Consider the following 13870-nt stretch of genomic DNA (forward strand, 5'->3'; position numbering starts at 1 on the left):
TATTAATAATGGCATCTTGCACAATCCAAACCACCAATCTCTGCCACTGTAAAGTTTTGCTTATTATGAACCTGGATTAGTCTGTCATAATATGCATTGTCTGCTCCGTTCACTTCGGTTTCCCTATGACAGTTGATGCACCATCCCATGGTTAATGGAGAATATTGGTAAACAACTTCCATCTCCTCTATAGGGCCATGACAAGTTTGGCACTTGATACCACCAACATCAACGTGCTGTGAGTGGTTGAAATAAGCCAAATCAGGAAGGTTATGAACCCTTACCCACTGAATAGGTCTGTTTTCTTCATAAGCGTTGACCAAGGTAGCGATTGCCTCTTCACCGAACTCAGGTCCAGATTTAATCTGACCATGACAGTTCATACATATATTCAATGATGGAATACCAGCTTGCTTGCCTTTTACAGCACCCGTATGACAGTAATTACAATCAATACCATACTCGCCAGCATGAAGCGCATGTGAAAAAGGAATAGGTTGAACAGGTGCATAGCCTTGATCCACACCAGCAGCCATCATTCCCATCCAGCATCCTCTTACAAGGAATACCACAAAAACTACTGACAAGATACCTATAAAGCCTTTACTTTTAAGAACCTTACCAACATCAAACCTCTGATGTACAAGATCTTTGTCTTCTGGCTCTAATTGGTCTTCTTTATCTTTAAGGAATTTTCTGATTACAGAAAGGAATACAAAAAGTAAGATGAGTACCAACACAAGCGTGATAACCACCAAAATCATGATCAACAAGTTCTGCTGCGTATCTTCATGTGCTGACACTTGAACAGACGCAGGATCAGCACCTGCTGCTTCTTCAGGTACCTCTTCACTTCTATGCTTGATGAAAGCAATAATAGAGATGATCTCATCATCTGAAAACGCATGATTAGGCATATACTGCCTATACTCTTCATATAATTGCTTTGCATAAGGGTCGTTGGCTGTCTCGATGTATCTTTGAGGAGCTCTTATAAAAGCAATCAAATTAGGAAGCTCCCATCTCTCATGTGAATCTCTGAGGTTCGGGCCAACACCAGATCTTTCAAAATTGTGACACTGCTTACAGTTGGAATTAAATAACGCTTGCCCTGCACTGATTACACCAGGATCATCTGGTATTTCATCAGCTACAGTGGAAAAAGAGATAAATAATACCAGTAAAAATGCAATTGAAAGATTCGCGAAACGATTTAATGTTCTCACTAAGGACATGTTAGAGTTAAATTTTATCTGAATTTTTCTGGACTGTCTCTAAAAGACGCACAAATCTAATATGCGAACCGTATTATTCAAATATCTTTTTGAGGCAATTTTATGCTAAAAGATACCTACCTTTAAAAACAAATCGCAACAACTTATAAAACAAACACTTAACTTATATAAAAAACTTTATAGGCGCTATTTAGAATTATTTTAAATTACACGCAATGATATATCTCAATAGAAGTTTTATAACATATCACAGCCCAACTTGATAGTTATCATAATAAAATATTGTACTATTCAATGTATTTATAGGAACAAAAAAAATTAAACATGGCCATACTTGCCAATATAGGTGGCCTACCAACAACAAATTCCATGTATTATTACTGTAAAACTTACATAATTAATACATAAATCTGCTAAAAAATTTCAAACAAACAGAAAAAAAAACGGTAAAAAAATGCTTCCAAAAAACTTATTCAAATACCATTTATTAGATACTTTATGAAAACATTAAATATTTTTGAAAAAGACGCTCAAAAACCTTTATTTTCCTAAAAAAATGCTCAGACAGGAGTTTTTACTAAATTCTGTTGAGCTGATTAAGATTTTTACAACCTTATTCTTTAATCTGTGTTAAAAAGACCAATGGTGTGTTTTTTTCACCGTTTTACTTTTATTTATGGAACTTGCTTTTTCTGATTGGGCTGTCATAATAGTCTTTCTTTTTATTTCTTTTGGTATAGGTGTTTACTTTACAGGCAGGGCGAGCAAAGGCTTGGCGGCCTTCTTTCTAGGAGGCAGAAACCTACCTTGGTGGATTGCAGGCGTTTCTATGGTAGCAACTACTTTTGCTGCAGACACCCCTCTAGCTGTAACAGAACTGGTCGCCCAAGATGGCATAGCTGGCAACTGGGTATGGTGGTCATTTTTAGCTGGAGGCATGCTCACGACCTTCTTTTTTGCAAAACTATGGAGGCGCTCGGGCATCCTTACCGATGTGGAGTTTATTGAACTAAGGTATTCAGGCAAAGAAGCTGCTTTTTTAAGAGGCCTTAAAGCCATTTATCTTGGGCTTTTCATGAACAGCCTTATTATAGGTTGGGTCAACCTTGCTTTAATGGCCATCCTTCAGGTGTTTTTTCATATTCCCGATGAAACGGCTTTATTGTATGTAGGGGGAGCTATGGTAGTCACGATGGTTTACTCAAGCCTTTCAGGTTTATTAGGTGTAGCGATCAATGACTTTTTTCAATTCTTTATAGCAATGGCTGGCACTATTATATTAGCAGTTTTGGTGGTAAGTTCGGAGCAAATAGGTGGTACAACTGGCTTAAAAGAACAGTTAGAAGAAATCGCCCCTGCTGCTTTGAACTTTTTTCCACGTATTGGTACCGAAACAAATGTTCAAGATACAGTAGAGGTATTCACCCTATCATTAGGAGCCTTTCTTGCCATGGCAGGTATGCAATGGTGGGCAAGCTGGTACCCTGGCGCAGAGCCCGGGGGCGGTGGCTATATAGCGCAAAGGATGCTTAGTACTAAAAATGAAAAACATGCCATTATATCTACTTTCTTTTTTCAGATTGCCCATTATTGCATAAGACCATGGCCGTGGATACTGGTGGGACTATCCGCCCTTATATTGTATCCTGAATTAGACGAAGACAGCAAACGATTGGGATATGTAATGGCCATGCGCGACTTTTTACCTGCAGGCCTCAAAGGGCTTTTGTTAGCTGCCTTCCTTGCAGCATACATGAGCACGATTTCTACCCAATTGAACTGGGGTGCCAGCTATCTTGTCAAAGACTTTTACAGCCGCTTTATTTCGGCAGAAACAGATTTCTCTTCAGATGCTTCGGCTAACAAAAACTATTTGTTTATTAGCCGGTTGGCAACGGTTTTCATTATGCTGGTCGCTTTAATAATCACGGGCTTTATTGAAACTATTTCTGGGGTATGGCTTTTTATTATTGAAGGAGGAGCTGGCTTAGGTCTTGTGCTCATTCTAAGGTGGTACTGGTGGCGTGTTAATGCCTGGAGCGAGCTTGCGGCAACGATCATCCCGCTATTTATTTTAGCTATTATAAGGCTATTAGCACATTTTGTAACTACAGGAGCTATTGAACCTGGTTCGGGAATGGCTAACTTTGTGACAAATTACTCCACACACCCACAAAGCTTTTTCCTCATATTGGGAACAACTACTTTGGGATGGCTTTTGGTAACTTATTTGACAAAGCCTACAGACATGGCTGTTTTAAAAACTTTCTATGAAAAAATCAGGCCTATGGGAGCCTGGAAACCTGTAGAAAAGATTTTGAACAAAAAGCAAGAGAAGCATGCGCTAAGTTATTTAGTAGTTTGCTGGCTATCAGCCATACTTTTCTGCTACTCCATATTATTTATTATAGGCCGAATGATATTTCAACAATGGGATGAGGTTTGGCCATTATTAATAGTTATTATAGTTTCTTTGACTGTATTAACGATCCTCTCACGGAAGATTAAAATCTTTGAAGATTAAAAATGAACATTGAAAAAAAATATTCCTTACACGAGCTTAATACATTTGGAATTGAAGCATATGCTGATTTCTATACCACTTTCCATTCTGTCGAACAGCTTAAGGAAATTATAGGAAGTCCGATTTACAAAGACAACAATAAGCTAATATTGGGAGGCGGAAGCAACGTCCTTTTTACTCAAGATTTCAAAGGCCTGGTATTAAAAAACAACATTAAAGGTATCGCAATAAATAAGGAAGAAGGCGACAAGGTCATTCTTACGGCAGGAGCCGGTGAAATATGGCATAACCTTGTTTTATATTGCGTAGAGAAAGGGTATGGAGGCATAGAAAACCTATCCCTAATACCTGGAACCGTAGGGGCCTCCCCTATGCAAAATATTGGTGCCTATGGAGTCGAAATAAAAGATATCTTTGAAAGCCTCAAAGCCGTTGACGCTTTGACAGGTGAAACCAAAGAGTTTACCCCTGAGGAGTGTTGTTTTGGATACCGCAACAGCATCTTTAAAAAAGAGTTCAAGGGAAGATACATCATTACACACGTCTCCCTCCGGTTAAGCAAAAATCCCCTGATCAATGTCTCGTATGGGGCTATTTCGGACACTTTAAAAGCAATGAACATCGCAAACCCTACCATCAAAGATGTCAGCAATGCAATAATCCATATAAGACAAAGTAAATTGCCAGACCCCAAGGAAATTGGAAACGCCGGAAGCTTCTTTAAAAACCCTGAAATACCATTGGTTCAATTTCAGCAGTTAAAAAAACAGTTTCATGACATCGTAAGCTACCCTGTAAGTCCGAGCTTGGTTAAAGTGCCTGCGGGATGGCTCATAGAAAAGTGTGGGTGGAAAGGGAAAACCTTTGGCAATATAGGAGTGCACAAAAAACAAGCACTGGTACTTGTCAACTATGGAGGCGGCAAAGGCATTGATATAGTGCAGCTTTCCAAAGACATTCAAGCATCGGTAAAAGAAAAGTTCAATATTAACCTAGAGCCGGAAGTAAATATTATTTAAGACCTGCTTACACCCTTATGCAAGGACATGCAGTGCCCTATGGACTGGTAGCTTTACAAAAGAAAGGTAGTGGCCATGGTAAAATAAATTAAAAGCCCTGTAATGTCCACCACAGTAGTAATAGCCGGACTTGCAGCTACGGCAGGGTCGCCACCAAACCGCTTCACAATCATTGGTAAACTGGCGCCAATAACAGTCGCTGTAATTACCTGCAAACTTAAAGCCAAAGAAATGATAAGGGCTATATTGTACAGGTTATAGCCATCAGGTATGTCAGTTTCCCAAGACAGGAAAAGGACTTTTAAATAAGCCAAAGCCCCTAAACACAAGGCCAAAAGTATAGCAATCTTGGCCTCCTTAAAAAGGATCATAAACCAATTTTTTACACTTATTTGATTTAGGGCCAATGCACGAACCACTACAGTTGCAGCTTGGCTACCAGAGTTTCCGCCCGTATCCGCCAGCATAGGCAGGTACAAGGCCAATATCATAAGCTGCTCCAAAGCCCCTTCATAAGAATGCAGTATCACGCCAGAAATAATGCCTACAAAAGCCAGCCCGGTTACCCACACTACCCTTCTTTTGAAATGCTCAAAAGCATTCGTATCTAAATACCCAACTTCATCTCTGGTATGAATAATACCCATAAATTTTTCCAAGTCTTCTGTATGCTCGGCACGAATAACATCAATTGCGTCATCGTGGCTAACAATTCCCACCAATTGCTCAGCAGGGTTCAGCACAGGTATAGCCACAAGGTCATATTTCTCGATCTTACCTGCCACAGATTCCCGGTCTTCATCAACCCTGGCAAAAATAAAGTTGTCATGCAAAACCTCCTTTACCGTATCTTCAGGGTCTGCAAGAATCAAATCCTTAAGGGTTACAAAGCCCAGCATACGACGATGGTGGTCTACTACATAAACATAGTAGAGCATTTTTTTTGAAGGGGCATCTTTTCTGATCTTAGAAATAGCTTCCTTAACAGACATGCTAATCAGAACAGTGGCAAAGTCTGTATTCATAATCCCCCCTGCCGTTTCGGGTGGATATGCACTTAAGGAGATCACGTCTTCCCTGATCTTTTTCTCAAGATAGGGAAGTAAAATTATCTGTTCATCTTTATCCAGGTACTGGTAAAAGTCAGCCCGGGTATCTGAAGACATTTGAGAAAAAATCTCGGCAAACTCTTTTTTGTCAATATGGACAAACAGCTCATAAAGTTGGTCCTCATCAAACTCGGTAAAAAGCCAGCCTTTTTTTTCCTCATCCAGCATATTAATAACCTTGACAGTATCATCAAGATCTAATTCGCGGACAAAGTCAGCAATTTCTACCACAGGAGTATCTTGCAAGTGATCTCTGAGTTTATCCTCATCGCCTGCCTGAAAAATATCTCGTATAAGATTAAGTTTCTTTTCTTCTTCTCTATCCGATAATTGCATCCAACTGACTGATTATAAATTACAGTGGTTCTCCAGGCAAGGTTTTAAGAAGCTCGCCTTTGTACTGCTCTACCTTAACACCAAATTTTCTTAAAAATTCCACTCCTTCATCCACCCCTATACCTTTATAATGCGCATAAGACTCTAGAAAAATAACATGCTCAACACCTGCACTATAAATTAACCTGGCACAGGAAAGGCACGGAGACAAGGTGATATAAAGTGTACAATTCTCAATTGAGAACCCATTTTTCATTGCATACACTATAGCGTTTTCTTCAGCGTGCAATGCCAGGGAGCAACTTCCCTTCATATCTTTAGCGCAACCTTTTTCTGGCCATTCTTCATCACAATTGTGCGTGCCAGCAGGAGGTCCGTTGTAGCCTATAGAAATAATCCTGGTATCTTTGGTCAAGACCGCTCCTACATGCTTTTTGATGCAGTGTGATCTACGGGCCAAGTTCACAGCCAATTCCATAAAAATATCTTCAAAGGCCGGCTTTTTCATTTGTTTTGTAATTATTCCACTTCAAAGGTAGAAAATATTTTTCACCCTATATAAGTTCTTTTTTAGAATAAATGTATGAATATGTTAAAAGGTGTTAACTTTTCCAGCTATAAAATAGGAAGTTTGCATGATTCCGATCAACAACGAATTAATAAAATCATCTGAATGTTGTACATACCATAAAAGTATCTTACAGAAAGGTAAGTTTTTTTCTTATTAAGGGTTAATTTTGCACTATGCTTTCAATATCCGACTTATCATTTTACTTTGGCAGCAGACCATTATACGAAAATGTTTCTCTTCATATTAAACCTAAAGACAAAATAGGTTTAATAGGGGCAAATGGTACTGGCAAGTCAACACTTCTAAAACTAATTACCGGTGACTATACTCCAGACAGTGGCGAGATCACCAAAAGCAACGATTGCTCCATTGGCTTTCTAAACCAAGATCTACTCTCCTACCAGACGGACGATAGCATTTTGCTAGTGGCCATGCAAGCTTTTGAGCGCGAACTAGAGTTGCAATCAAAGATTGACAAGGTTCTTCTTGAAATGGAAAAGGACTACAAAGATGAGTTAGTAGAAAAACTAGCTAAATATCAAGAAGAGTTTGAGGCCCTAGATGGCTATACCATTCAGTCTAAAGCCGAGGAAATCCTAGAAGGGCTCGGATTCAGCACAAACGACTTAAAAAAGCCTCTCAGAACATTTTCCGGTGGTTGGAGAATGCGGGTTATGCTGGCCAAGCTACTTCTTATGAAACCAAGCATACTCATGCTGGATGAGCCTACCAACCACTTAGACTTACCATCTATTCAATGGGTAGAACAATATCTGGAGAAATATGAAGGAGCTGTTATAGTAGTCTCGCACGACAGACAGTTTTTGGACAATACTGTCAAAACAATTGTAGAGGTAACACAGCAAAGCTTAAATGTTTATGCAGGAAATTACTCCTTCTATCTGGAAGAAAAAGCCCTACGCTCTGAAATCCAGAAAAACGCTTATGAAAACCAACAGTCAAAAATAAAACAGACCGAACGGTTTATAGAACGGTTTAAAGCTAAAGCATCCAAGGCACGCCAGGTACAGTCAAGGGTAAAAGCTTTAGAAAAAATGGACATGATCGAAGATGTCATTGACGAAAACGCAAAAGTCCATTTTCGTTTTAACTTCAACACGCAGCCAGGAAAAATCCTTTATGAGTTCAAAGACCTTGGGAAAAAATATGGCGAAAATGTCATTCTCAAAGACACCAATATAAGCATTGAAAGAGGTGACAAAATAGCGCTTGTTGGGGCAAACGGAAAAGGTAAATCTACCATGCTACGAATTATAGCTGGCGATGAAGACATCCAAGGAAAACGTTCTGAGGGGTATAATGTCATTACAAGCTTTTTTGCACAGCACCAACTAGAGGCTTTAGACCTTGAGTCAACCATTTTGGATGAGCTTAAAACCATGGGAACTGCCAAAAGCGAAACAGAGCTACGTAGCATACTGGGGTGTTTCCTTTTTTCCGGTGATGATGTTTTCAAAAAAATCAAAATATTATCAGGTGGTGAAAAATCGCGGGTAGCCTTGGCAAAAACTTTAGTATCAGAAGCTAACTTCCTGCTTTTGGATGAGCCTACCAACCACTTGGACATCCAATCAGTAAACATTCTTATTCAAGCACTTGAACAATACGAAGGCTCTTATGTCGTTATTTCTCACGATAGGCACTTCATCTCTCAAGTGGCCAATAAAATATGGTTTATAGAAGACCAAGTTTTAAAGGAATATCCCGGCTCTTTCAATGAATTTTCTACTTGGATGCAGAAAAGAGAGGCAGAGAGAAAAGCACTTCCGGAAAGTGAACCACAAGTGGTCCAGGAGAAAAGTAAGCCTAAACCTAGTACAGCATCATCTAACGGAAAAGACAAAGAGCTTAAATCTGTACAAAACGACTTGTCTAAATGTGAAGCATTAATAGCTGAACTTGAACAGAAAAAGGCAGACATAGAAGAGAAATTAGCAGACCCCAAAGTATTCGGCAACCCAGATATTTTGGCAGAGCACACACAGAAATACGAACAACTGAAAAAAGAACTTGACAATGAAAATCATAAGTGGGAGCAACTGGCAGAACAAATTGATAGCTTGGAGGCATAATATCAAACTATGTTTAGGGCTAATAATGCTAATGCAAGCATGTGTACCAGGTGGCCACAGTCAGTCGGGCAACAGCTCAAGCAGTTCTAAGCCTGCTTTAGTAACAGAAGACCATATATATAACAAAAACGTGCGGACTGTCATGCTTTTCCCCCATACAGGGCAAATTCATGACATGATCCAACCGCCGGTTATTTCATTAAAAAAAAGTACCCCTTTAATATTACACTTTGATGAACTAACAGACGATGCACAAAACTATGCGGTAAAGATTATTAACTGCGACGCTAATTGGGAGGTATCGGACCTTCCAGAAATGCAGTACCTCAGCGATTATAACGAATACCTAATTACTGAAAGGAAGTTCTCTTTTAACACCCGAATTCCTTTTGTCCATTACTCTTTTAAAGTACCTAAGGTAAAAGTTAGTGGCAATTACCTCTTGGTAGTATATGACGAAGACAACCCCGATGATTTAGTTTTAACTCGTAGGTTTATCGTTTTTGAAGATCAACTTTCTATAGCACCTAAAGTCCAGTTTTCAAATGTGACCAAAAAACGGGACTCTCACCAACAGGTTGACTTCAAGATCAATTATAGTGGACTAGAACTGATAAACCCAACGGATGAAATAAAAGTAGTAATCAGGCAAAACCACCGTTGGGACAACATGATTACTGGGTTAAAGCCATTATATGTGCGCGAGTTTGAGAAAAGTCTAGACTATTCATTCTTTAGTGGAGAGAACAATTTCCCTGGGGGCAATGAATTCAGGATGTTTGACATAAGAAGCACCCAATATGCCCAACAGCACATAGACAAAATTGATTTAAAGACGACACCCATAGAAGTTTCACTTCTTAGAGACCAAAGCAGGGCAAAAAGGGCTTATGGCCAATATGAAGACGCTGACGGCAAGTTTTACACCCAGCACCATGAAACGCAGGGAACGAAGATTGAACCTGATTATGTATATGTAAATTTTGCCTTAAACTACCCTTATCCACGTGAAGGAAATGTGTATGTAGTAGGCGGTATGAATGACTGGCAGCCTAAAGAGGAGTTCAAATTGGTTTACGACGAAGACAAAAAGCAGTATAGAGGAAAAGCATTGCTTAAGCAAGGTTTTTACAATTACATGTACACCTTAATCGAAGAGGGCCAGCGCGATGATACCTTTTTTGAAGGTTCTCATAGCCTGACCCAAAATCATTATGAGGTATTAGTATACTATCGCCCTATGGGATTCAGAAGTGATCAGCTCATAGGGTATAAAAACATCAACTTTAACGAACTTTAATAATTATCTAAACTAATCCCGGTCCTAATCAAAATTCATAAGGAATTGTTCTTTGGTTAGGATCGGCATTGGCAAGATCCACCATTCCGAAACCTTTGTAAGTAAAGATCCCCAAACCACAATCCCAAACAAATTGCTGTACTTTAGGATCAGCATATAAAGTAAAAGGGAACGTGTATCCCCGGACTTCATACTTCTCCCTATTATGGAATACAGGAAAAATCCTGGCAAACTTTTTCTCCTCCTCTTTAATTTTAGACAAGTAGTTTTTATCAGGCAATACCTGGAACTTATAAAAAGAAGCGATTTCTTCCGTAGTAAACATTCCTGATTTCTCCATCCTGAACATGGTGCTTTCGTAAAGCATATCTGAAAAAACATCCATTAATGGGCTAATAAACTTTTTAGCGTCAGCCCCTTCAGGAAGGGGATTGATAATCACCAATGGAGAAATACAAATATACTTCACCTCTCCCGAACTTAAATCAGGAGCTGCCTCCGTTTCTACATTGAGCGGAACCAAGAGAAGCTTGCCGATTTCCACCTGAGGTTGTTTGAACAAAACATCAACAAAACTTCGTATAAACTCCTCCTCAGGGCTTGACAACACGAGTGTTACCTTATTGGAATAAAAATGCAATCCCTCTTTACCAACCTTTGTTTGTCCTTTTAGGCCGGAAAAATTAAACATATTGAAGTTTTGGTATTTCCCGCCAGTTCTGTCAACAAGAGATTGGATCAGGTTCGCAAGCAGAAACTGATGATGAAAAGGAACTGTAGCTCCTTTATTTGTCAGACCGAATATGATTCTTACCCTCAATTCTTAAAAATTTTAGAAAAAGTTAATAAATTCTTTTTACTCTTTAAAAATCAACTTAATGAGTTAACTGCCTAAAAGCAGAAAATGTTTCAGACATTAAACCTGAAATGCATAATATCACCATCTTTTACGATGTATTCTTTACCTTCTATAGACATCTTACCAGCCTCTTTACAAGCATGTTCAGATCCATACTGTTGATAATCCTCAAGTTTCAACACTTCAGCTTTGATAAAGCCTTTTTCGAAATCGGTATGAATCACCCCAGCTGCCTGAGGCGCCTTCCACCCTCTTTTGATAGTCCAAGCCCTAACCTCGGTTTCACCGGCTGTAAAATATGTAATAAGGTTTAAAATCCTAAACGAAGACTTGATCAGTTTAGAGAGCCCTGATTCTTTAAGACCGTACTCATCTAAGAACATGGCTTTATCTTCAGGATCTGTCAGCTCAGCAATCTGCGCCTCTATCGAAGCAGATACAATTATAACCTCTGCATTTTCATCTGCCACTGAAGCTTTTAGTTCCTCTACATATTTGTTACCAGTGTTTACGGAAGACTCCTCTACATTGGCTACATAAATCACAGGTTTGGCAGTCAACAAATGTAAGTCTGCAACTACTTTTTGCGATTCCTCATCAAGATCAATAGTCCGGGCACTATTTCCACCCTCAAAATGATCCTTATATTTTTTTAGGATTTCTACCTCTTTTCTGGCTTTTGCATCGCCAGATTTAGCCATTTTTTCCGCCCTTTGGATTTTTTTCTCCACAGACTCCAAATCTTTTAACTGAAGTTCTGTATCAATAATCTCCTTGTCTGCGACAGGGTCAACCTTGCCAGCAACATGCGTTACATTTTCATCTTCAAAGCAACGGATAACATGCACAATGGCATCTACCTCTCTAATATTGGCTAGAAATTTATTGCCTAAGCCCTCCCCTTTACTAGCGCCTTTTACCAGACCGGCAATATCAACAAACTCAATTACAGCAGGTATAACCTTTTGAGGCTTTACAATTTTTTCGAGTATGTCAAGCCGCTCGTCAGGCACAGTGATAACACCCACATTTGGTTCAATAGTGCAAAAAGGGTAGTTAGCCGCTTCGGCTTTAGCATTAGATAAAGCATTAAACAAGGTAGACTTGCCTACATTGGGCAACCCTACTATTCCACATTGTAATCCCATTAGGTATAAAAAACTTATTTAGGCAGAAAAATTCCTCAAACAATCAAAATTTACTAAGAAACTTCCTCAAAACCGGAAAATGTACTAAGACTTTATATAATCCCGGGTTAAAAGTGCAAAGATATAACGGACGGAACAAAAAATCGCAGGAATGTAATAAAAACAAAAAAGCTTCCGGTTTCCAGAAGCTTTTTTGTTCAAAATATTAGCTTTTAGATTAGTCCCATTTCAGTTCATCATCATCATCGCTTCCTTCAGTCTTCTCTGGCCCTTTGTCAAACTGAGAAAAGTCTACATCAGGAAGTAACTCAGTCTTAACATGTTCAACTGTTTGGTTCAGGGCTTCAAGGAACTTATTAAAGTCTTCCTTATATAAAAAGATCTTATGTTTTTCATAAAAATACCCATCTTCCTTAAACCTTCTTTTACTTTCAGTGATGGTTAAGTAGTAATCATTTGAACGGGTAGACTTAATGTCAAAAAAATACGTTCTTTTTCCAGCTCTGACCCTCTGTGAGTAAATTTCTACTTTTTCTTGATCTTTATTCTCTTCCACAGTCCTATAATTTTTGTTTAGTAAAGTAAATTTATATTAATTAATTGTAGTTTCAAAGAAAAAAGTTTTTATTGACAAAAAAAATTACATTCATTTAATTCTTCTTTTCTTGAACATAAAGATTATAAAAATCATTGAAAGTTCAGAAATAAAATCATAAAATTAATCAACAATAACTACAAAACTTTTAAAACTGTTTAATGAAAATATCTTTTTCTGAAATCAAAAAAACAGGCAATATAGAACTTCTAGCCCGGCAAATGGTAGAAGGCTTCATTACAGGCTTGCACAAGTCTCCTTACCACGGGTTTTCGGTAGAGTTTGCCGAGCATCGTCTTTACAACACAGGTGAAAGTACCAGGCACATTGACTGGAAAGTGTATGGAAGAACCGACCGCCTATACACCAAAAGGTATGAAGAAGAGACGAACCTACGGTGCATGCTTTTAATAGACACTTCTTCCTCCATGTACTATCCAGAAAAAGATGCAGGCAAGCTAACTTTTAGCATAATGGCAGCAGCATGTCTCTCATATATACTTCAAAGACAACGGGATGCGGTCGGAATAACCACATTTTCCAATGAAATAGAGCTTCAGACCGCTATCAAATCAAAACCTGGGCATGTGCACTCTTTATTTTTGCAATTGGAAAACCTCTTGAGCAGCAAACCTAAGGGTAAAACTTCTTCTGTAGCCCAAAATTTGCACCATATTGCCGATAAACTCAGCAGAAGGTCTTTGGTTATAATCTTTAGCGACATGTTTGACAACAGCGAAAATCAGGATGAACTGTTTTCTGCCCTTCAACACTTAAAGCACAATAAGCACGAAGTGCTGCTCTTTCATGTAAAAGACTCTGAAACAGAGGAGCGATTCAATTTTGATGACAGGCCCTATGAGTTTACGGATATAGAAACAGGCGAGAAACTCAAAGTACAGCCCTCACAGGTAAGGGAGCATTATCAAAAAGCTATTAAAGCATATTATGAAGAGTTGAAGCTAAAGTGCGGACAATATAAAATTGATTTTATACCTGCTGACATTAGGGAAGGCTTTGACCAGGTACTCCTCTCCTATTTGATTAAAAGACAAAAAATGAAAGCATAAAAAAAGCCCCT

The 13870-nt window shown here is 38.8% G+C and carries 11 protein-coding genes; 5 read left to right on the forward strand and 6 right to left on the reverse strand.

Annotated elements, in window-relative coordinates; translation table 11 throughout:
- Positions 1–2 precede the first annotated feature (2 nt).
- On the reverse strand, positions 3–1226 hold the full coding sequence (locus tag RCC89_17360) for a c-type cytochrome (protein ID WMJ74916.1): 1224 nt from the start codon (positions 1224–1226) through the stop codon (positions 3–5).
- Positions 1227–1911: 685 nt separating this feature from the next.
- On the opposite strand from RCC89_17360, the gene RCC89_17365 reads away from it, so the two are divergent.
- On the forward strand, positions 1912–3759 hold the full coding sequence (locus RCC89_17365) for a sodium:solute symporter family protein (protein WMJ74917.1): 1848 nt from the start codon (positions 1912–1914) through the stop codon (positions 3757–3759).
- 2 nt (positions 3760–3761) lie between these two features.
- Entirely contained in the window at positions 3762–4778 is a 1017-nt protein-coding gene (gene murB, locus RCC89_17370) for a UDP-N-acetylmuramate dehydrogenase (protein WMJ74918.1), read from the forward strand.
- Between the two features lie 53 nt (positions 4779–4831).
- Here the strand turns inward: murB and mgtE are convergent, their stop codons facing one another.
- Both mgtE and RCC89_17380 read right to left on the reverse strand, forming a co-directional pair.
- Positions 4832–6223 (reverse strand): magnesium transporter, encoded by a 1392-nt coding sequence (gene mgtE / locus RCC89_17375; protein WMJ74919.1) that lies wholly within the window; start codon positions 6221–6223, stop codon positions 4832–4834.
- 19 nt (positions 6224–6242) lie between these two features.
- Positions 6243–6731 carry a dCMP deaminase family protein gene (locus tag RCC89_17380; protein ID WMJ74920.1) on the reverse strand — a complete coding sequence of 163 codons (489 nt, stop codon included), beginning with the start codon at positions 6729–6731 and terminating at the stop codon, positions 6243–6245.
- A gap of 236 nt (positions 6732–6967) precedes the next feature.
- Here RCC89_17380 and RCC89_17385 point away from each other — a divergent pair, with 236 nt between their 5' ends.
- Together RCC89_17385 and RCC89_17390 are read left to right on the forward strand one after the other, a co-directional pair.
- Positions 6968–8887: an ABC-F family ATP-binding cassette domain-containing protein gene (locus RCC89_17385; protein ID WMJ74921.1), complete on the forward strand. Its 1920-nt coding sequence runs from the start codon at positions 6968–6970 to the stop codon at positions 8885–8887.
- Positions 8832–10187: a DUF5103 domain-containing protein gene (locus tag RCC89_17390; GenBank protein WMJ74922.1), complete on the forward strand. Its 1356-nt coding sequence runs from the start codon at positions 8832–8834 to the stop codon at positions 10185–10187. The genes RCC89_17385 and RCC89_17390 overlap by 56 nt, the downstream gene beginning before the upstream one ends.
- Positions 10188–10215: 28 nt before the next feature.
- On the opposite strand, the gene cas6 is transcribed toward RCC89_17390, so the two are convergent.
- The 3 genes from cas6 to RCC89_17405 form a co-directional block, all read right to left on the reverse strand.
- Positions 10216–11007 (reverse strand): CRISPR-associated endoribonuclease Cas6, encoded by a 792-nt coding sequence (gene cas6 / locus RCC89_17395; GenBank protein ID WMJ74923.1) that lies wholly within the window; start codon positions 11005–11007, stop codon positions 10216–10218.
- A gap of 89 nt (positions 11008–11096) precedes the next feature.
- The gene (gene ychF, locus RCC89_17400) at positions 11097–12194 is read right to left on the reverse strand and encodes a redox-regulated ATPase YchF (GenBank protein WMJ74924.1); all 1098 of its coding nucleotides are present in this window, start codon (positions 12192–12194) and stop codon (positions 11097–11099) included.
- 217 nt (positions 12195–12411) lie between these two features.
- Entirely contained in the window at positions 12412–12750 is a 339-nt protein-coding gene (locus RCC89_17405) for a DUF3276 family protein (protein ID WMJ74925.1), read from the reverse strand.
- A gap of 200 nt (positions 12751–12950) precedes the next feature.
- On the opposite strand from RCC89_17405, the gene RCC89_17410 reads away from it, so the two are divergent.
- Positions 12951–13859, forward strand: coding sequence for a DUF58 domain-containing protein (locus RCC89_17410; protein WMJ74926.1), 909 nt, complete (start codon positions 12951–12953; stop codon positions 13857–13859).
- Positions 13860–13870 lie beyond the last annotated feature (11 nt).

The sequence above is a fragment of the Cytophagaceae bacterium ABcell3 genome, from assembly GCA_030913385.1.
Lineage (GTDB): Bacteria > Bacteroidota > Bacteroidia > Cytophagales > Cytophagaceae > ABcell3.